The organism is Singulisphaera sp. GP187 (assembly GCF_900129635.1).
GTDB lineage: Bacteria > Planctomycetota > Planctomycetia > Isosphaerales > Isosphaeraceae > Singulisphaera.
The window spans coordinates 5,676,686-5,697,000 of sequence record NZ_FSRB01000001.1 but is presented as its reverse complement, the minus strand read 5'-3'; the positions used below and the strand labels follow the sequence as shown (position 1 = coordinate 5,697,000).

The 20,315-nt window shown below is 60.4% G+C and carries 13 protein-coding genes; 5 read left to right on the top strand and 8 right to left on the bottom strand.

Features of this window, described 5'->3' with window-relative positions; genetic code table 11:
* Positions 1-35: 35 nt before the first annotated feature.
* The 5 genes from BUS42_RS22180 to BUS42_RS22155 all read right to left on the bottom strand — a co-directional run bounded on the left by BUS42_RS22180 (position 36) and on the right by BUS42_RS22155 (position 8,893).
* A complete protein-coding gene (locus BUS42_RS22180; RefSeq protein ID WP_074309776.1) occupies positions 36-467 on the bottom strand; it encodes a ribosome-binding factor A in 432 nt (143 codons plus the stop codon).
* A 304-nt stretch (positions 468-771) separates the two neighbouring features.
* The gene (locus BUS42_RS22175; RefSeq protein ID WP_074309773.1) at positions 772-1,179 is read right to left on the bottom strand and encodes a hypothetical protein; all 408 of its coding nucleotides are present in this window, start codon (positions 1,177-1,179) and stop codon (positions 772-774) included.
* A 275-nt stretch (positions 1,180-1,454) separates the two neighbouring features.
* Positions 1,455-2,492: a DUF1559 domain-containing protein gene (locus BUS42_RS22170; protein ID WP_074309771.1), complete on the bottom strand. Its 1,038-nt coding sequence runs from the start codon at positions 2,490-2,492 to the stop codon at positions 1,455-1,457.
* A gap of 1,355 nt (positions 2,493-3,847) precedes the next feature.
* Positions 3,848-5,512 (bottom strand): alkaline phosphatase family protein, encoded by a 1,665-nt coding sequence (locus BUS42_RS22160; RefSeq protein WP_074309767.1) that lies wholly within the window; start codon positions 5,510-5,512, stop codon positions 3,848-3,850.
* A 1,629-nt stretch (positions 5,513-7,141) separates the two neighbouring features.
* Entirely contained in the window at positions 7,142-8,893 is a 1,752-nt protein-coding gene (locus BUS42_RS22155) for an IS1634 family transposase (protein ID WP_083670021.1), read from the bottom strand.
* 1,142 nt (positions 8,894-10,035) lie between these two features.
* Between BUS42_RS22155 and BUS42_RS22150 the strand changes: the two genes are divergently transcribed.
* Together BUS42_RS22150 and BUS42_RS22145 are read left to right on the top strand one after the other, a co-directional pair.
* Positions 10,036-11,952: a LodA/GoxA family CTQ-dependent oxidase gene (locus BUS42_RS22150; protein ID WP_074309765.1), complete on the top strand. Its 1,917-nt coding sequence runs from the start codon at positions 10,036-10,038 to the stop codon at positions 11,950-11,952.
* A 141-nt stretch (positions 11,953-12,093) separates the two neighbouring features.
* Positions 12,094-13,152, top strand: a complete 1,059-nt coding sequence (locus BUS42_RS22145; RefSeq protein WP_074309762.1) for an NAD(P)/FAD-dependent oxidoreductase — start codon at positions 12,094-12,096, stop codon at positions 13,150-13,152.
* A gap of 246 nt (positions 13,153-13,398) precedes the next feature.
* On the opposite strand, the gene BUS42_RS22140 is transcribed toward BUS42_RS22145, so the two are convergent.
* Together BUS42_RS22140 and BUS42_RS22135 are read right to left on the bottom strand one after the other, a co-directional pair.
* The gene (locus BUS42_RS22140) at positions 13,399-14,763 is read right to left on the bottom strand and encodes an IS701 family transposase (protein ID WP_074304624.1); all 1,365 of its coding nucleotides are present in this window, start codon (positions 14,761-14,763) and stop codon (positions 13,399-13,401) included.
* 507 nt (positions 14,764-15,270) lie between these two features.
* On the bottom strand, positions 15,271-15,543 hold the full coding sequence (locus BUS42_RS22135; protein ID WP_074309761.1) for a hypothetical protein: 273 nt from the start codon (positions 15,541-15,543) through the stop codon (positions 15,271-15,273).
* A 272-nt stretch (positions 15,544-15,815) separates the two neighbouring features.
* On the opposite strand from BUS42_RS22135, the gene BUS42_RS22130 reads away from it, so the two are divergent.
* Positions 15,816-17,477 carry an FAD-dependent oxidoreductase gene (locus BUS42_RS22130; protein WP_074309758.1) on the top strand — a complete coding sequence of 554 codons (1,662 nt, stop codon included), beginning with the start codon at positions 15,816-15,818 and terminating at the stop codon, positions 17,475-17,477.
* 73 nt (positions 17,478-17,550) lie between these two features.
* Here the strand turns inward: BUS42_RS22130 and BUS42_RS43790 are convergent, their stop codons facing one another.
* Positions 17,551-17,697 carry a hypothetical protein gene (locus tag BUS42_RS43790; RefSeq protein ID WP_159452278.1) on the bottom strand — a complete coding sequence of 49 codons (147 nt, stop codon included), beginning with the start codon at positions 17,695-17,697 and terminating at the stop codon, positions 17,551-17,553.
* A gap of 813 nt (positions 17,698-18,510) precedes the next feature.
* On the opposite strand from BUS42_RS43790, the gene BUS42_RS22125 reads away from it, so the two are divergent.
* Both BUS42_RS22125 and BUS42_RS22120 read left to right on the top strand, forming a co-directional pair.
* Positions 18,511-18,693, top strand: a complete 183-nt coding sequence (locus BUS42_RS22125) for a hypothetical protein (RefSeq protein WP_074309756.1) — start codon at positions 18,511-18,513, stop codon at positions 18,691-18,693.
* Positions 18,694-18,860: 167 nt separating this feature from the next.
* Entirely contained in the window at positions 18,861-20,219 is a 1,359-nt protein-coding gene (locus BUS42_RS22120) for an FAD-binding protein (RefSeq protein WP_074309755.1), read from the top strand.
* The last annotated feature ends 96 nt before the right edge of the window (positions 20,220-20,315 follow it).

Here is a 20,315-nt window from a genome sequence, read left to right as displayed (position 1 = left end):
CTCTCGGTCACATCGATCCCATCAAAGAGCGACGACTAGTCTGCCTTGTCTCCTCCCATCGGGAGGGCAAGGCGGAATCCGAGCGTCGGCGTCCGCTTTCGCGTGATCGCCGCCGCCACCGCGCACCGCAATCGCCCCGAGGCACGCGCCAGGCGTTCCAGGACCAAGGCGGGCGCAATCTGCTCCGAGGGGGGTTGAACGCAGACGGTGACCAGCAGCCGAGACGCGTCGGGCGCCGGCTCGACCGCCACCACCTGCAAGTTCCGCAAGACGTCGTCGCCGCAATCACCCGCCAAGACCTGGCCGAGCGCCTCGGCCACCTGGCCGCAGAGCTGCCAGGCCTTCCGCGACGTCTTCCGACCGGTTCGCCCCTCCTTGAGCCACTCACGCGGCTCCACGCCGTCGTCAGGGTGAGGCTGGGCGCACAGCGATCGCAACTGCTTCTGAGAAGGCTTCCTGAGTGTCATCCGGATCTCTCACGCGCAAAATCGGCGCACCCTCAGCGCCGAGGATCGAACGAATGGGACGTTCATGCGTGGGAGAGCCTGGCCCGAGACAGGCCGCGAGAGAGGGTTACCCGACCGCGGAGCGCAGGCTCGACGAGACAATCAGGCGTGCTGGGCGTCGCATCGTCGGCCTCCTCTCGGAACGGGGGGGGGACGGAGTCAAGCCGCCGTTTCAGCTCGACTCTTGGACAATCTATCCTAGAAGTGGGCTCGGTTTGAGTCAACCGGTCTGAGTGCGATCCAAGCGCGCCGAGAACATTGGAAATCAGGGGATCTCAATGTCGACCTTACTGTCGGTCGGCTGAAGGATCTTCGCGATGAAGTGGGCCTTCTGCTCGGCGGTCATGCCGGGCACGGTGACGCTGATGTGGTTGGTGCCCACATAGGTCTTGGCGGAATACGAACCATCCTTGCCAATCGGGGACTTCACCGTTTCGACGGCCGACCGCGACGAGGTTTTCGGGTCGAGGGTCACCTCACCGCCCGTCGCCGCCTTGCCTCCGACATTGACCGTCCCGCTAATCGAAACCTTGTCTTTCGAACTATCCAGTTCGACCGTGTTATCAGTAGGGGGGGCACCGACCGAACTGCTCGTTTCTGCGCCGCACCCTCCGAGGGCGAGTAAGACCGCAGCCACCAGAGGGGCCGCACACCATCGATATCGTTGACGCATCACCTTGGTTCTCCTGGCCAGGCGTGACCTCACGCCTCGCGGGGTGCTGGATCGATGAAAAGGAGGTACGGATGATGAGCGATCCCCACCCGAGGGCGGTTCTGATCCGCACCATCCTTGACCAACCGTTGCCATCAAGCAATCCGGCTTGAGTCTCACAAGTCCGGGAGGGCCTGAGCACGCCCCGCCCGGACGTCTTCTGCATCAATGACACAACCACATATCAATCATCTGCACCAAGCCAACCCGGTGCCGGAGGAATGACACCGCTCGGGTCACAACGAGCTGGCGTCGATCACCTCACTACCTCCCATGGTCCCGACGGCGTGCCAGGTCGAGATGTTGATCGTGCTCTTAATGAACCGCACCGAACCGTCCATCATCAACACGTTGACGCCGCCGGAGTGGCGGCTTGACGCATCGGAGGTGTTGTTGTAGTTCCAGTTGGACCCGTCGGTGGAACAGCCAAACGTATTGGGCGGCATGACGTGAGTATACGATCCCACCGACATCTTGGAATCACACCACCACCCCCCAATCCCGTCACCAGTGGCGAGCGATGGCGAGGTCCCCTTCGGTGCCAGCGCCAGACACGCCGTGTAGACAGCAAAGGGAGCCGTGCCCGCGCTGTAGAACGAGGTGGCGAGGCCGGTCACATTGTTCGAACCGGGGACAGTCGGATCCCACACGGAGTTCGTGCCGAGTCCCTTGACCTTCTCGGAAGCCGCAGCCGTGTTGCTCGTGCCGTCGGTGATGGCCGCCATGTTCCCGTTTTTTTGTGAACCGGCGCCACTGACGAACGGGCCTTGGAACTGCGAGTAGCCTTGCTCAGAGGCGAGGTCCGAGCCCACGTTGAAACAGTAGTTCAAGTGGGCCGTATAGCTGGTCAGGCGGTCTCGATCAGACGGGCAAAGAATGACGTTGAGCTGCACGGTCGATGACGTCGTGTTCGCACCGCCGGCAGAGCGAACACTGCCGCTCGTCGAGCCACCGAGCGCCGAGTTGAAATTGAAATTATTGAACACATTCTGCTGTTCCAGGTTGGGCAACAGCATGATGATCGCGCCCCAATCGTTCCAGGATCTGACCCCGTGGGGGAACGCGCCTACTGTGTCGTGATAGTTGTGAATCGCCAGGCCGAGCTGCTTCATGTTATTGGTGCACTGACTGCGCCTTGCCGCCTCCCGCGCAGCCTGTACGGCGGGCAGCAGGAGGGCGATCAACACGGCGATGATGGCGATGACGACCAACAACTCAATCAACGTGAAACCTTGGCGTTGGCCTGCGCCACGACCTGCTCTCTGGATATTCATGTGCAAATCCTCTTAATAAAAAAATCTTGTTTACAAAGCCACTTAACCAAACTTCTAGCCCGCGCACCCGCCGCTGGAAACAAAGAATGAGTAGGCCAGCGAGCCTACGGGACTATCGCTTGGCCAACCGCACTCACAGGGGGGGGGGGAGGGGGAAGAAGGACCGCTCGTGCCGGACCAGAAAACGATCGACGTCCATGGACTACCATCGTGAGTCACGACAATTACATGACCCACGCGTCGACAGGCGAGGAGTATCGTTTTGGTTTCGCAAGCGAACGGCCAAGTGATGGGATGAATATCTCCCATACCTTAAATTTGCACGACCATCGCGTCTTAAGGATATACGGCACTGCCCAACATGGCAAGAGCAAGAACGATCTCATGCATTAATTAAATCATCGCATCGAATATCGATGAACCGCCTTTTGGAAACCATAAGCTGTGATACGATTGACAATGTTCGACGGTTCCGCTTCGCAGAGGTTCCCCCCAACTGTTCGCTCGAGCTGCCTCCTGACCAACTCGCCGACGGCAAGTGAGTCCTTGTGACGTTCCACAAGGTCTCCAAAGTCGTCTCCTGGCGGATTGCTCAACTCCTGGCCTCCCTAGCCGATGCGCCAATCCTCGAGGAAGAGGGAGGAGATGAGAGGAGGGAGGAGGTGATCGGTCAAGTCTCGGAGATCATTGACAGAATCAGCGACAAGCCGAACGTGACGGGTGAGACCACAAAAAAATCGAACGAGCGGACAAGTGTGATACTAACAAACCTAATCAACCCACAGTGCTACAAAGCAGCAGGCCTTGACAACGGTGTTCGGCACATCGAGTTATCAGTCACGGCCCATGATTCCGAAAACGCGCACTGCGACGGTTTCCTCATTCAATCAGGCGAGAGACTGTCGCCACGTTACCGGCTTTTCCGCCCGCCCCTGGGTGGCCGGCCCCATCACCCCAATGCCCTTGTTCCAGTGTCAAGAGTCACGCAGTTTACAGACAAAAGCATTGAGGCACATGGGTGACTGAGCGAACCGCGAGTCCTGTGACCTCGTACCAGCAGCCTGAACTCGCCTGTTCGACCGACAAAGTTCCACTCTGCTCACTCCAACCGCGTAACTCCTCAGTCATCGGTGTTACGCCGTTCACGAACAACCGTTCATAGGCACGTGAGATTCTGGAGCCCTTGGGCGAGTGATCTGATCGCGGCCCCAGGCTGGAACCTGGCGAACCACGAACAAACATTCACTACATGCAGTTCAACGGCGTCGCTCCTCTGTCAGAGGAAATCCGATCGGAGCGACTCCTTTTTTTTTCAAGCGGCGCCCCATTTCAGGGCGGAACCGGCCTTCGATCGATCAAAGGTAGCCGAGGTCGGCCAGCCGTTGCTGGATCTCGGCGTCCTCTTCCTCGGTATACGCCACCGCCGCCGGAGTCACGCTGGGTGCCCCGGCCGCCCCGGACGCCGCTCCGTCGGTCGGGGCGAATGCGGAGTCGAGGATCTCGGTCAAGACGCGGCCATCCATGTCATCGGGGACCGGAACGCCGAGCAGGTGCAAGACCGTGGGAGCGATGTCGAGCAGGGCCGCCCCTTGGGGCGTCGCCCCCGCGCGAAAGGCCGGGCCGGACGCGACGATCATTCCTTCCATCCGATGGTCCCCGGTCGGTCCGAACGCCGGCGCGATCAGCTTGTTGGTCGTGAAGTCGTGCAAGCCGATCGTCCGATAGCGCCAGTCGCGGAGGACCACCGTCAAGTCGGGCGCCAGATGCGCGTGCGGCCCGGCGTAGAGGTCGTCACGCTCGCAGACCCGGTCGACCAGCGGCTCCCCCGTCTCAGGGTGGGGGATCGCCAACAGGCCCGCCTTGATCTCGTCCAGCAGGCCCCGCGCGTCCTCGGGCTCGACGCACCCTTGCGGCTGCCTCCCCTTGAGGTTGAGGAAGATCTGCCCGAAGTTCCCCTGAGAGTAGGCGCGGGTCTTCGACCAGTCGATATGCCTTCGCGACAGGAAGGCCGACTCCGCCAGCCGATCCAGGAGGCCCGTCTGCTTCCCCCGGAACCGGCTGACCCGCTGCCCGGCCAGGCCGAACTTCGCCATCAGGCCGTAGAACCACTCGGGGGTCGCCCCGCGCTTGTAAAACCAGTGCTTCTGCTTCACATAGAGCGAATCCTGAAGCGCGAGATCCCCGCGTTCCAGGAGCCAGACATTGAAGTTGACGTACCACTCGATCCCGCCAAACCCATGGTCGCTCATCAAGATGAGCGCCGAGTCGGCGGGGAGCTTCTGCTCGATCGCGCCGATCCCCTGGTCGAGCTTCTTCCAGAACGCGTCACACCCCGCCTGCAAGGCCGAGAAGTCCCGCCCCTTGGCGAGCCGATGCGCCTGGTCCCAGACGTGCCAGAGCTCATGTTGGATGCGGTCGGTCGCCATCAGGTCGAACATGAACAGGTCCCACTCGCAGCGACCCATCAGGAACTGAACCGCCTTCAAGTGTTGATCGAGAAAGTCGGTCAGCTCCTTGAGGACTTGCGCTTCATTCCCACCGTCATGCACCGTCGACGCCCAGGGGCGATAGGTCCCAACCTCCTTCTCCAACTCCGCGAAGATCGCGGGGTCGCTGGCAAAGTCAGGCGCATCGGCCGGGCTGAGGAAGTCCCCCAAGTAGAACCCCGGGGCCTGCCGGTGGGGATAGCTCATCGGCACCCCGCCCGCCACCGACTTCTTGCCGTGCCGCCCGGCGATCTCCCAGACCAGGTCGGTCTTGATCGCCCTCGACGAGTTCACCCGCCCCTTGAGCGGGTTGTGCGCGTACTCCAAAAACTCGAAGACCCCGTGCTTCCCCGAGTTCTTCCCGGTCATCACCGTGGTCCAGGCCACCGGACTGAGCGGCGGAAACACGGAGCCGAGCGTCCCCGACGCCCCCTTCTCCATGAGTCGCTGAAGGTTGGGCAGTTCCCCCCGTTTCACCAAGGGTTCGAGGATATCCCACGTCGCCCCGTCCAACCCCAGCACAAAGACCTTCATAGACGCCCAATCCCTTCCCACAACGCCGTCAACCAAAGTCCTCGAATCTCCTCCACTTCGACCCAAGAATCTTACCGAAGTCATGACGGGAAAAGCGACTCGGGTTTCTCGACCACCGCTTATGCCTCATTTCAGACCACGACCGCTAGATTATGAGGCACGTTTCATCGATCCCGCGCACCATCCTCATCGGATCTTCAAAAAAAACAGCAAACGCAACCCATTACCAGAATGGGTTTTAAGCCACCTCAGCGACGGGAGCGACCAGGCCCAGGCGGAATGGCACGCCAGATGCCTTATTACCTCTCACTCAAGTGACGCGACGACCCAAAAGCGTCCGGCCGGTTGATCGCTCAAAGAGTGGCCTACCGAAATCATGAGTTCAAATCACGAGCAAGCGTCGTTCTCCCTGGCTGTGCCCGGCCCCCTCGTGGGGGGCCGGGCTTTTTCATTGCTTGCCTGAAACCATGGCCAAGCCAAGATTTACAACGCCCAATCACGAAAAGCCCCAATCCCCCCGCCGCATTTCTGAGTGTATCGCTGCACGATGACAGTCTGGCGATTCCTCGGGGGCAGGAGAAACTCACCGTTTTTTTTCTTTCGCCGCAATGATCGTCCCTCTCCTGCTGACTCGAAGTTCGTCGTGCCTCGTTCCCCAGGCAAACGTACCGATGGAGTCGATTGATTATGCTTACGATGATCGTCGCGATTCTCTTTGGCGTGCTCGTCGTGGTCGAGGTTGTCTCAATGACGAAACGGCACACGACCACTCAGCCCATTGCGCCTTCAACCAAAAATCCCGCCTGAGCTTTCGAGAGGCGGGCAACCCAGAAATGTCCGCAGCGCCTTGGAAATCCTCTCAAGGATTTCCGCGCCTGCCTGACCGCAATGAATCTCGGTAGCGCTTTCTCGCGCCAACAGACCACCGCATAACCGCCATCACCCCTGCCACGTCCGCAATCTTGTGAATCCTGCCCGCTTGGCTCGCAGGGCGATTGCACCATAAGTCCTGTTCCAAGCAGCACTTGTTCGAGATAGTCGCCATTCCAGTCGGCGGCGAGTCGTTTCGACTTCACCCCCAACTTCTTGCTCTTCTCGTTCCTGAGCAGGCTCAAAGGCGTGCGGCGGACGATGGAGAAGCTGGCGTCGGCATGACAATTGTGAATCCGACTGTGATCTTCGCCCGCTTGGGCCTGGACAGTTCACGCGGGCGCAAGACCTTCGACGCGCTTCACCACCCACGACGCGTTCCCCGCCTGGGCCGACGCGTCGATTCCCCTCGCCAGCGTCCCCGCACCGTCCGGCGATCCTTTCCTCTCCCCGCTGAGCTCCCGGCAACGCCCCACCCGCTCGATCGCTCCGCGCGACGCCGTATCGCCCCTCACTGACAACCACCGCCCCACTCACCGGTGGTGTTCGGCACCAATCATCACCCTCTGAACCCGCCTCGTCAGGGGCCGACCTGCTCATGGCGATCGCCCAAGCATCCGAACTCTCTTATCCAGATTCTCGGCATTGCCAATTTTAAGTGCCTGACCACCTGGTGTTATTCATCAATCAGCAGAGGCATTACCCTACGTTCCGCACATCTCTGGTTCATTATCTCCGAATTTCCGGCGGCCTGCAATTTCAGCGATCGTAGGCCGTCGCCATGCCAAGCAGGTTCAGAATCTGGCGTTGCAACTTGGAGAGCTCGGTCGTGAATTCCACTGGCGCTTGCCCCTCCACGATCAGCTGATGACGCTGCACCTCCTCGAACAAATCAATCACCCGACGTGCCGTCGGGCGATGGCACGCTCGACCTTCCGGGTACAGAGGCACACTCTTCACACCATCGCGTTTCATCGCCGCACGCAGTTCCCGCTCCAGCAGCGCCTCGGTCAACAGGGCCAAGAAATAGACGCAAAGCAGCGACTGGATCCGCCCCACGTTCTGCAGGTACACGGGAGCCACTTCGAAGTCTGTCTTGAGTTGCGAAAACCGCTTCTCGATTACCGGCTGACGCTTGTATGCTAATAGCAATTCTTCCTCAGTAAGCAATAACTCGTTGGTGATTAGGGGAAAGACACCGTCGACGCACATTTCCGCCGCGAGAGCAACATGGTCGATGCGGTAAGTCAATGCGATGCGAACGGTCTCCTCTTTCACGTAGCGCGTCTTGTCGTTGGGACGGCCACGCCCCTCCTGACGGTAAGTTTCCTCCCGTTTTTCCACGACTTCGACTGTGATCCACCGGGCCAAGTCCCGCGGCTCCAGGATGGCCGCGACCGCCTCCTTGACCTTTCCGAGTTGGCGATAGCGGCTACGCGGCGAGCTGAGTTTTAACCGCAGTTCCGACAACGCCAGCAACGCACGCTCCACTTGCTGATGACGTGATGATGCGTCGACTTCCGCTTTCCGTGTGCTGTGACACCAGATCAGACGGTAGCCCTCGGCACTGAGGGTCGCCTGGTCGGCCACGCTGTAGCGTTCCAGGAGAACTCCCTTCTCATCCCGCTTCTCATGGATCGGCTTCCAGGTCACCTGGTCCTGGTACAACAACGCGCGGAATTCGCCATCTTCGGAGCGGGTACGAGGCAGGATGCTCAGGAATCGGCCGCCGTGCTGGTGCAGGTAAGCCATGTTCTCGGCGGTGGCGAGCTTGCAGTCGGCCACATAGAGAAAGTCCCGTCGCCCGGTCAACTGGCACAGCAGGTCCCAGGTGGCACGATGAGTGCGGTCGTCGGTGGTATTCCCGCTTTCGACGCGGAAGTGAACCGGTACGCCGCCATCGCGAGTGACGGTCAGGACGTAGAGCAGTTGTTTGAGGTCAGGGCGATGATCCTTGTTGTGCCCCCAGGTAATGGCCTGGGTCTTCTGGCCCCGCATCAGGTCCTCTTGGGCCGCCTCGCGATAGTCGCCGTGGAAGGTGATTGTGGTCGAGTCGTTATGGAGTTCGTCCAATGCGACGTTGAACTCCGCCACGGCATGGGTGGCGACGGCCAGGGTGAACGAGGGGACATTGGCGTCGAAGAGTCGGTCGAGACAACGTCCGACGCGGTCGTCGTTCCAGTGGGGCAGTTGGGCCGGGGTCAGAGCGAACCACTCGGCGGGGTGGCGACTCGCCCATTGGCCGACGCCATACATGGGTTCACGGGAGACGAGAAGGTTCTTGAGCAAGAGAAGGAGGCCGGTGGAGGTGGCGATCTTTTGGCGGGCATCCTCGGGGGGAAGGTATTGGCGGAGGAAGTCATCCAGTCGAAGTCGGCGGATGATCCGATCGAGGATGGGAAGGGCGCCGAGCCGGAAGGACTTGAGGGACTGACCGCCGGTGTGGGCCGCCTCGCCGGGACTGAGATCGGGAGCGGGATTCGACTGGCGCGGTCGTTTTTGTTCTGGCATGGACCATGGCCTCGAGAGGGATCAAATCGTCCTCGACATGCCCGCGATTGGCGACAGGCGTCGGGTTGTGATTCCCGTCGGCATGATTGTCCGAGAGTCGAGCGGGTCAAGGTGGAAAATTTTGTTGACTTGCAGAAATAATTACGCCTTGACGTAAGTCTAGGCCCGCAAGACTTACGTCAAAAGCGAATCCTCAAGTTTGACTCCGAAAGGAGGCAGGGAACGGTTGGGACATTGCCTTGCATGGGAAACAAGCGAAGAATCGATGGGGAACGATCACGATGGGTTGGCGGGACGAGGAGGCGTGATGTGAGCAAGTCAGTGGCGGAGATCATGGAAGGAGCGGGTCGCGGGAGCCAATACATCAGCGTATGCCAGAAATAGCAGGAGGTGAAAATTCCGAGAAATTGCAGGCGAGATGTGCGGAACGTATGGCATTACGGCTTCTGGTTCCAACATTTGTCAGCACGATTTTCAATGGGGACACCCATCGCTTGATGCATGAAACCGCCACCATTTACCACACCCTGATTTCTGGATTCCCCATTTTTCATTCTGTCACCAGGAGAAAGCAGAGAAAAGCCCGAAGGTCTCGCGGCCAAATCTCATCGAGTCGCTTGAGAGAGACCTGGCCCCCTGCTACACTCAACGCGATTCTGTCCCGTGCATCGGCTTGGGAATGTACCGACCGTGCCCGACTCGCTTCCCCAAAAGAGGGGGGAGGCAGAAGTTATGCGGCCCCCCCCCATCCGTTCATCACTTCAATTCCGGAACACTTCATGCTCACTTTTCAACGCGATCACGCAGTTATAAACTTCGATCATTTCGAAACTCAACGACGATCGTATCCAATTGTGTTCGCATTTCAACAATCCGTCAATTTCCAACAACAACTTATCAAATGATTCGTTTTTTTAACTCAACGTATTATTAGTGAATTCTCTTAATAACAAAAACTGCGATTTCACACTTCGCGATCGTGCATGCAAGCCTACGTGATCTCCAAGACGGGTGAAAATTACCCCAGGCAACCTCTTGACAGCGTTCTCGTCGTGGACAGCGTAGCGACCCTATCGCTTGGCTCGCTATTGCACCCATCGACTCTCTATCTTTTAATCCAACATATCTAACACGAGGTACAGATGCCGACTGACTCAATTATTACCCGGGCAGCGATCCATCCCGCGATCGGCATTGCACGGGTCGGAAACAGTGTCGAATTCGATGGATATTTCATCGGTCCCGAAGTCCCCGATGCGCCCACGCTTGCCGAGGGGGAATACAAGGACCGGGCAGGGGCATTGAAACGGCAGGCGGCCTGCTTCCGGATCTACGGTTACAACGCTGCGGGAGAAGTGGTGGCGGAACTGACGGCCGACAATGCCGAGATCGAATGGACCGTGCATCTCGCGAATAAGAAGGCGGAATGGTACGAGTTTCAATTGGCACTCGACATCCCTTCCGCCTCCGACGCGGGGGTCCCATTATCGCGCCGGCGAAACGCGTCGATTACCGGGAATGAACGGGCCCAGTTGGTGATTGATCCTGGACCTCGCTCGATCGCCGGCCGGAGCCAGCATGGTTCATCGTTTCATTTCGATGGCGGTTATTTCTTTCACCTCCCGGTCCCACTCGGAGAACTCCGCACCGATGCTTCCGGGCGATTGCTGGTATTCGGAGGTCACGGCTTGTCCCAGTCGCGGATCGGTACGTTACCGACGACCTTCGCCAATAATGATGACTGGCACGACGACATGTCTGATGGCCCGGTCGACGCCACGGTCACCATCCACGGAATCGACATACCTGTCGAGGGTGCCTGGATCGCCGTGGCTCCGCCGAATTATGCCCCGGCATTGAAGACTACCCGTACCTTGCACGATCTCCTTCTCGATCGAATGATTGCCTGGGGGTTCATTCCTCCCCCCGCACCGGTCTCATTTCAACGACACATCCGTCCGATTTTTGAACGACTTTCTGGCCTGCAGTGGGTCAACCACGGTTTTGCTTCTTGGTTTGGTGCGGGAGCACCTTTCGAGGCCGACGCGATTTTGCCACGTCTCGCGGATCAAAGTCCCAGCAACCGCGAGTTTCGCGAGCGAATCTACGTTCAATTCCGGAATCCCGGTCGGCCCTCAAATCTGGGCAAGCAACTCTGGCCACAGTTCTACGGAGACGCATTGGACGGTATGGATTCGGTGTCACCTCAAAACCCCGATCCGAGTCTGGCCGTTCCTGGCGGATTGGCCTCACTCTCGCAATTGCAGTTGAGTTGGCTGCAAAAATGGGCCGCCGGTGATTTTGAAAGCGATACGCCGCTCCCCATTGCCCGTTCATTGGCTGACCTCGACTTGCAACGACAACCCGAGGCGCTCGATGAAGCCGCACTCGCGTTCTGCCTGGCCGACGCCTTCCATCCCGGGTGTGAGCTGACTTGGCCGATGCGGATTCGGCACTTGTATCGCGGGTCTTTTCGGATCAAACGGCGGCCGCCAAGTTCTCCCGAGCCGGACTTTGGCGATGTCCTGTCCCCCGCGGTCGCCGTGTCGCCGACGGGGCCACTGAATGGCGCCTCGGCAGGCGACCTGACCAAGTGGATGGCCGTTCCCTGGCAGACCGACACCGCCAGTTGTCTGGCAGGCTATACCTTCTTCAATACATCGCCGAAACTGCTACCCACCTTCTGGCCGGCCCGTGTTCCCAACACCGTGCTGCGCGAATCAGACTACCAAACAGTCATGGACACGACCCTGTCACCACAGGCAAGAATCGAAGCATTCCACTCCCGAGTGGATTGGTTCCGAGGCCTTATTGGAAATGGAAGCTCCGATATCGCTCAGATGATCACCGACTTTGGAAAGCTCGGGATCATTGAAGAGCGAGACGGCCCCCAAGATTTACCCGGCGTCCCCTCGCGCATCTGGGTTGAATCACCGCCGGATTTACCAGAACCGGGTATGACGAGAGCAGTTGGGGCAACGACGGCCGCAGCAGCGCCGGCGCAGTTCGGGGGCCGCAAATTGCGCCAAATCGGAAGGTATGGGGCCCCTCCCGAATAGGGTGCACAGACTTCAGGAAACGATGCTCACCGCGCGGAGGCTGCCGCTCCGACTGCCCCGACGATGCCGTGCATACGTCCGCGTGATACCGTCGTTGTACAACTCAAACCACCATTCATCCCATTGCTGGCACGTGTTCCGATGTTAGTAAACGCCTCGATCGTAGTCATCGGCGGAGGACCCGCTGGAGGCGCCGCCGCGTTGGAGCTTGCGCAGGCCGGCTGCGATGTCGTGCTGCTCGAAAAACAGCCAGTGCTGGGCTGGAAGATCGGCGAGACACTGCCACCCGAGGCACGGCTCCACTTGCAGCGTCTGGGGCACTGGGAGCGTTTCCAACCCGAGCGTCATTTGCCCTGCCATGGCGTCGTTTCCGTTTGGGGACACGCCGCCCCTGTCGAGAAGGATTTTATCTTCAACCCGCACGGGCACGGTTGGCAACTTGACCGAGCCCAGTTCGAGTCGGGATTCCTCAATGCCGCCGTGGAGGCTGGCTGTAAAGTCCGATTGGACGTCGCTGTCGAACGAATCGAACGCCAGGCAGCCGCATGGACGGTACACACGTCGACGGGGAGTCTCCTCGCGGATGTGCTGGTGGACTGTACGGGCCGCCGCGGCACCCTCATCCGTCGAGAAGGAGGCCATTATGAACAAGTCGATCGACTGGTTTCGATTTTCGCCATCGCGACGACGTCGCAAGCCAGCGATTTTGATTCCAGAACGTACGTTGAGTCGCACCCTGATGGCTGGTGCTATACGGCCCTGATGCCGAATGGAACGCGAACGGTCGCATTCCAAACCGACGTTGATCTCGTACCAGAGGGGGCGCCCACAACAGCCTGGTTCTGGGAGCGGGTGAGGGCTTGCCACGAGATCTGCCGACTTTTAAATACTCATGCATACCAACTGCTCGATGCGCCACGGATGGTTGCTGCGCACTCGGGCCGGTTCCAGCACTGCGCCGGTCCGAATTGGATCGCCGTGGGAGATGCCGCCATGACGTTCGATCCGCTCTCCGGCCAAGGATCGGCCAAGGCGCTCGAGTCCGCTCGCCTCGCCGTTCAAGCCATCCTGCACCAAGGTGACTATCGAACGGCGTGCGAACAGTTGTGGCTCAACTTTCTCCGCGAGCGACGAGACACCTATCGCGCGGAACTTCGCTGGCGAGACACCCCGTTTTGGTCTCGCCGACATGCGGCCTGAACTCATCGCCCCTCCACGCGTCCCGGCGCGATACAGCGCGACGTCATCAAGCCAGTGGATCGACGTCGTTGATGGTTGTCGGTGCTGAAAAGACGGTGCTGGCCTCTTCCAAGGAACTGGGCTACTTTCTTAGTTCAAGTTTCGCATAAACAGGGACGGATCGGGAGCGGCCCGAGGCCTGTTATCGACCCCGGCGACCCCTTGATCAAGTGCGAGTGAGGGCCGAAATCTCCGGCCGATGTCGGCTCAGCCCGCGCGGCTGAGAAACTCGGTGAGCTGCGCAATCCAGGCTTTTAGGTCATACCGGTTGGATAGCGCTCCCTCGGTTTTCTCCTCATAGCTGACCCGCCTCAAGGTCGTCAGCAGGTCGGCAAACGAGGCCTCTTGCTTCTTCGGATACCACGGGCGGACCGGAAAACGAAGAAATCGATGACCGGTCTGGTGGAACCAAACCACCACCAAGCTGTAGAGAAACAACGCCATCGGCGCGGTTCGCTCGATGGCCTTGGGGAGGCGATTGGCGGGATCCTCGAGGCCGAGAAGTTGCTTGGTATTTTCAAAAGTACATTCGATTGCCCAACGGTACGAGTAGGCCGAGAGAATCTGCGGGACGGTCCAATCGAGCTTGGTGCAGTAGAACATCTGATCGGGACGTTTCCCCTGGAGGTCACGCACCAAGACGATCGTCAGGAGTCGGTCCTTGCCGGCCTTGTAGTAGAGGGCCTGGATCGTCTTGACCGCCAAGCTGGCATGGAGCCCGAACTGGTCAAAGTCGTGTGGGGTCCAGGGTTGATTCGCATCCTCGGCCCACTCCTTCATGCCGGGGAGGCGCTGGCCTTTCTTGCGGGGCGCCCCTTTGGATTTCTCCTCCTTGGGAGGCGCTGGCTCATAGAGGGCCCCCTTGGGATGGACATGGCTAATGAGATGGACCGTGGGCGGAAGTTGGCCGAGGATGCTCTGGCCCCCATAGGCGCTGTCGCCGGTGATGACGATCTCGTCGTCGGGGAACCAGTCCGCCGCCAAGTGGATCAATTCCATCGCGAGTTCGGGGCGGGTGCGATGATTGGGATCGGGCTTTGCCTTTTTCTTTTTCTGGTTCTTTTTGCCCTTGGTTAAGCCTTGGCGGTTGACATAGAGCCGCATGGCGATGGGCAAGGCAAAGACTTTGGTCGGTGCCCAGAACGGGTGGACGACGATCAGGCAGAGGACGACCCAGTCGTGTCCCCAACTGACGAGAGCTTTGGCTCGACTGGAGATGAGTGGGTCGTAGTGCATGCCGGCGCCGTAGAGGGTGAGTCCGCGTTTTCGGCAGAGGGTGTCGTCGACGGCCCAGTAAAAAGTGGCGCCCGGTGCGAGGATGGAGACGACAAGCTTGGCCAGGGACATCGAGAAGTGATCGAGGTCCCAAGCGGCATGGCTGAAGAAGCGATGGAAGCGTGACCAATGTCCGATGCCAACCTGGCCGCTGGAGAAGATGAGTTCGGTAATATAGCGGTGGCGATTCGAGAGGATCCAGCCGGAGGCGATCAAGGTGAAGGTGTGGAAGGAGGGATTGGTGAAGACGGGTGTGAATTGCTGTAGCAAGAGGAGGAAGGAGGGTGTAAGTTCCATGGGTCGGCGTCCTGTGTCAGGGGAAATTGTTCGGTGTAAGGCCCAAACAATTTGCCAAAAACTGACAGAGACGCCGACGTTTTTTTTGGAGCCCTATTGAATCTACAAGTCGGAATTTGACATTTGGGAAAAGTGCGAAACTTGAACTTAGGCGGGGAACTCTTGAGCCAATCCAAGAATCCATCCGCAACAGGGGAGAGCCTTATCATGAATAAGCGAACGTTCCTCAAACTCTCGGCCGCGATCCTGGGCGGATCGTCCGGGGCACCGCGCTTCGGCCAGGCGTCCGACGGCCCCCAGCGAGCAGCCCACTCACTAACTGGGCCGGCAACTACCGATGCAGCACGAACAACTTGTATCCTGTCACGTCGATCGAACAGATTCAAGAATTCGTCAAGGAGCACGATTCCCTGAAGACGCTCGGCATGCGTCATTGCTTCAATGGCATCGCCGACAGTTCGCATGCCTTGCTCTCCCTCAAGCCCATGGAGAAAACTCGGTGTCAGTTCATGTTTCCGCCTCGGTCACTTGTTGAGACATGAACTGACACCGAGTTCTTCCCGCGATCCGTTTTCCGCCCCCGAGAATGTTGTAGGCGATGTTCAGAACATGGTCGGATTCGTGAAAGGGGAGATGGGCTTTAAGGAGTTTGAGCCGGGCGTCGATGTCGCGGATCAATCCGGTCCTGCGCGCCAGCAAATGGATGGCGCCGATACCGCCGGGAGCCAGTCCCGCGACGAGATCGGACAGTTCGTAATGAATATTGGCGGCCGTGATCATGGGCTGGTCAAGCTCGGGGATCGCCTTCTTCTGGAGACGTCGGCGGATTCGCGGATTCTCTGCTTGCGTTGCTGGGACTTCTTGTGGACAGTAGGAGTCACTCGAAAGCCTCTTTTGTGTTTAGAAACTACGACATCTCGATAACTTCATTATTGATAAAAACAGGGAGGCTTTCGAGACTTATCTGCAAAACCGACCAAAACCCCCAATCCATCACGCTTGGTTCAGGACTACACCCCATGCATACGTACGGCGTACCCAAGGAGGATCCGATGGAGCAGGTGGACGTGCTGGTGGTCGGCGGCGGCACGGTGGGGTTGGCGGCGGCCGCGTTCCTGGCCAAGCACAGGGTACGGCCGCTCGTGGCGGAGCGGCACGCCGGCCCGAACGTGCACCCGCGCGCCACCGGCGTGGCGATCCGCACCGTCGAGATGCTCCGCGAGCTCGGCGCCGAGCAGGCGCTGAACGAGCTGGCCGTCGACCTGTCCGGCGCGTTCGGCAAGACCTCCGCGCGCACCGTCCGCGACCTCGATCCGGCCGAACTGCCCGCGCACCGCGCGGTCCGCCGGGCGATGACCGAGGAGGCCGGTGCGATCAGCCCGTCCCGCCTGCGCGGCACCTGCGCCCAGGACCGCCTCGACACGGTCCTGCTCGACCAGGTGACCCGCCGCGGCGTCGAGGTCCGCTACGGCACCGAACTGCTCGCCCTCCACCAGGCCCCCGACCACGTCACCGGCACGCTGCGCGGCCCCGCCGGGGAGGGGAAGGTGGAGGCCAGGTACGTGGTCGCCGCGGACGGCGCGGGCAGCACCGTGCGGCGGCTGCTCGGCATACCGGTGTCCGGCCCGGGGCCGCTGGGCGACGAGCTGGCCAACATCCTGTTCGAGGCCGACCTGGCGCCGCTGCTCGGCGACCGCCGGTTCGCGTTGTGCCAGATCACCCACCCGGACGCGCCCGGCCTGGTGGTCGCGATCGACGGCGAGCGCCGCTGGGTGTTCCACACCAGCGCAGCCGCGCCCGACGCCGGCCCCGAGGAGTGCCGCGTGCTGGTCCGCACCGCGCTGGGCGACCCCGACGTCGACGTGAAGGTCGTGAGCACGCTCCGCTGGCGCCCGCAGTCGCGGCTCGCCGACCGCTTCCGGGACGGCCGGGTGTTCCTGGCCGGTGACGCCGCGCACACGATCTCGGCGCTCGGCGCGTTCGGCATGAACACCGGCGTCGCCGACGCCCACAACCTGGCCTGGAAGCTGGCCCACGTGCTCCAGGGCCGCGCCGGCGCCCCGCTCCTCGACACCTACGAGCAGGAACGCCGCCCGGTCGCGGCCACCACCGTCGACCAGGCCCTGCTCCGCCTGTCCCACCCCGACCTGCACTGGGACCGCGGCCCCGGCACCGCCTCCCGTCGCGCCGCCGTGGGCATGCTCAACGCCCCGGTCGTCATCCTCGGCTACCGCTACACGTCCACCGCCGTCCGCGGCACCCAACCCGTCCTCCCCTCCACCGAGGACATCGCCGCCAACCTCGACGGCTCCCCCGGCACCCGGGTCCCCCACGTCTGGCTGACCAAGGACCGCCCCACGACGGAGGACGGCCAGGCCGACCGGCTGTCCACACTGGACCTGGTCGCCGGCCGGTGGACGCTGCTCGCCGGGCCCGATGGCGAGACCACGCCGGCTGGAGGCGCCGGGCCGGCTGGGACGACCTGGCCGGAAGCGGGCGCCGAGGCCGCCCGGCGGGCCGGCACGGAGCTGGCCTGCTACCGGGTCGGTGTCGACGTCGAGGATCCGGAGGGCCGCTTCCCGGCGGCGGCCGGGATCTCCCCCGACGGCGCGCTGCTGGTCCGGCCGGACGGCTTCGTCGGCTGGCGATCCCCCACCGCCGCCGGCGCCCCCGACCTGCCGGCCGTCCTCGCCAACCTGATCGGCTGCGGCTGAGACCGCTCGGGTTATCGTGCGGCGCATGTGGCATGGGCTCTGGGAGGGCGCTGGGTGGGGACCTTGTGGCGGGTCAGTGACCTGCACGTGGCGTACCCGGAGAACCGCCCTTTTCGAGCTTCTCGACCCACGCTTGCCATCGGCGCATCCGCTCCTCCATCTGCCGCGATGAGGGGTTCTGCGTCGGCGGCCGACGGTACAGGAAGATGAACTCACTCATGGCGTCATAGCTCCTTGTTGGGATCGTCGAACGGTGGAACCGAGGGGCCAGGTACAGCCTCGTAGAACGTTCTAACGGGGAATCGTTGCTGCCTAGCCCATGTGCTTACGACATCCAAGGTAGCATCGACAGAACCATTATCGACCACTATCATGGAAATGCCGGGCATGACTCCAATGGCTAGCGTCACCGATTCAAGAGTGCGAAATAGCGAGTCAGCCCTACTGCGAGCAAAAATTACTAGACTTATCTTCATGAACAATAAGATGATTACGATTTCTCAATTCAACAAATTAACGAATCTCAATTTCTATTTAATCCAAAACTGCCGATACCATTTATTGTCGCCAGGAATTCGCATAGTGTCATTAACAGGCAATAATTCCCGTTACCTTGACCTCGGACGCAGGACGTGCATAATGCGGCCATACAACCGAGAGCTTCAAAGGGGCCATTCCTATATCTCGACGTAAGCCTGAGAATCTGGGCAATCTCGCAATCGCCTGACCTATTCTCTGGTGGTTGGCCCGTCGAGCATGACCGTCAACGCCACAACGGGCCTGGTGACATGGAGCCGGCGACGTCGGCAACCACGACGTCACATTCCGTATTAGCGACGGACGTGGCGGGTCGACACTCCAGCACTCCGATGGCAAGGACACGCATTGCACTCTGGATCCTCACGTCAGAATCTCTTCGATTCCTCAGATTCACCCAGAAGACCCAACAATAACGATCGCTCGCGCTCATATCGTCGCCCCCGACGTCACACGATGGTATCACTGCATTACGCGATGCGTCCGACACGACTTCTTGCTCGGTGAAGGCGGCCCTAACCGGAAGTTCTGGGTCGAAAACCGGCTTCAGGAGTTGGCCGGCCGCTTCACCATCGCTGTCGGCGGGTTCGCCGTGCTCGACAACCACCTCCACGTCCTGGTTCGACTCGACCCGCAACGCGCCGGAGTCTGGCCCGACGAGGAGGTCGTACGTCGCTGAGCCGTCGCAGTGCGGTGCGTCGTCATCAAGCCAGAGGATCGACGTCGTTGATGGTTGTGGTACTGAAAAGTCGGTGCTGGCCACTTCCAAGGAACTGGGCTACTTTCTTAGGCGGGGAACTCTTGAGCCAATCCAAGAATCCATCCGCAACAGGGGAGAGCCCGGTCATGAATAAGAGAACGTTCCTCAAACTCTCGGCTGCGATCCTGGGCGGAGCTCCCGGGGCTCCGCTCTTCGGCCAGGCACCCGACGGCCCCCCAGCGCGCGGCCCACTCACTAACTGGGCCGGCAACTACCGATACAGCACGAACAACTTGTATCCTGTTACGTCGATCGAACAGATTCAAAAATTCGTCAAGGAGCACGATTCCCTGAAGACGCTCGGCACGCGTCATTGCTTCAACGGCATCGCCGACAGTTCGCATGCCTTGCTCTCCCTCAAGCCCATGAATCGGGTGCTTGCGCTCGATCCGATGGCACGCACGGTGACGGTTGAAGCGGGGATCAACTACGGCCAATTATCCCCCTATCTCCACGACAAGGGCTTCGCGTTACACAACCTCGCGTCCCTGCCGCACATTTCCATCGCGGGCGCTTGTGCCACCGCAACGCATGGATCAGGCGTCAAGAGTGGAAACCTGGCAACGGCGGTTTCGGCCCTGGAACTCGTCACGGCCGACGGCAACGTCCTCAACCTTTCCCGCGAACGCGACGGTAACACCTTCCTCGGGGCCGTTGTGAACCTGGGTGCGCTCGGGGTGGTGACCAAGGTCACGCTGGACATCGAGCCAACGTTCCTGATGCGCCAGGATGTTTACGAGAACATGACGCTGACTCAACTCGCCGACCACTTCGAGGCCATTGTGGCAAGCGGCGACAGCGTCAGCCTGTTCACCGACTGGCAAGCCAAGCGGATCAGCGAAGTCTGGGTCAAGCGCCGGGTCGAGGCAGGGGACAGATCGGCGGCCAAACCTGAGTTCTATGGCGCAACCCTCGCGACCAAGAATCTCCACCCGATCGCCGAACTCTCGGCGGAGAACTGCACGGAGCAGATGGGAGTGCCCGGCCCCTGGTACGAACGGTTGCCTCATTTCCGGATGGGGTTCACTCCGAGCAGCGGCAAGGAGTTGCAGTCCGAATATTTCGTCGCCCGCAAGGACGCCGTCGAAGCCATCCTCGCGATCGAGCGATTGCGGGACCGAGTCAGCCCCCACCTGTTGATCTCGGAATTGCGCACGATCGAGGCGGACCGCTTGTGGATGAGTCCTTGTTACAACCAGCCCAGCCTAAGCATCCACTTCACCTGGAAGCCAGACTGGGATGCCGTCCGCAAGCTGCTGCCGATGATCGAGAAGGAGCTGGCACCTTTCAAGCCCCGGCCTCACTGGGGAAAGCTATTCACCCTGGACCCCGCGCAACTGCAATCCCGCTATGAAAAATTGAACGACTTCAAGGGTCTTGTCAAGACCCATGACCCTCTCGGCAAGTTCCGGAACGCGTTCCTGGCCAGGAACCTTTACGGCTGAGATCCGGCTCCCCATTGAAACCAACCCGTGAGCCAATCACCTGGGACTCGACTCACGGGTTGGGTCCAGCTCGTGGCACCCAAAACTCGCGCACAA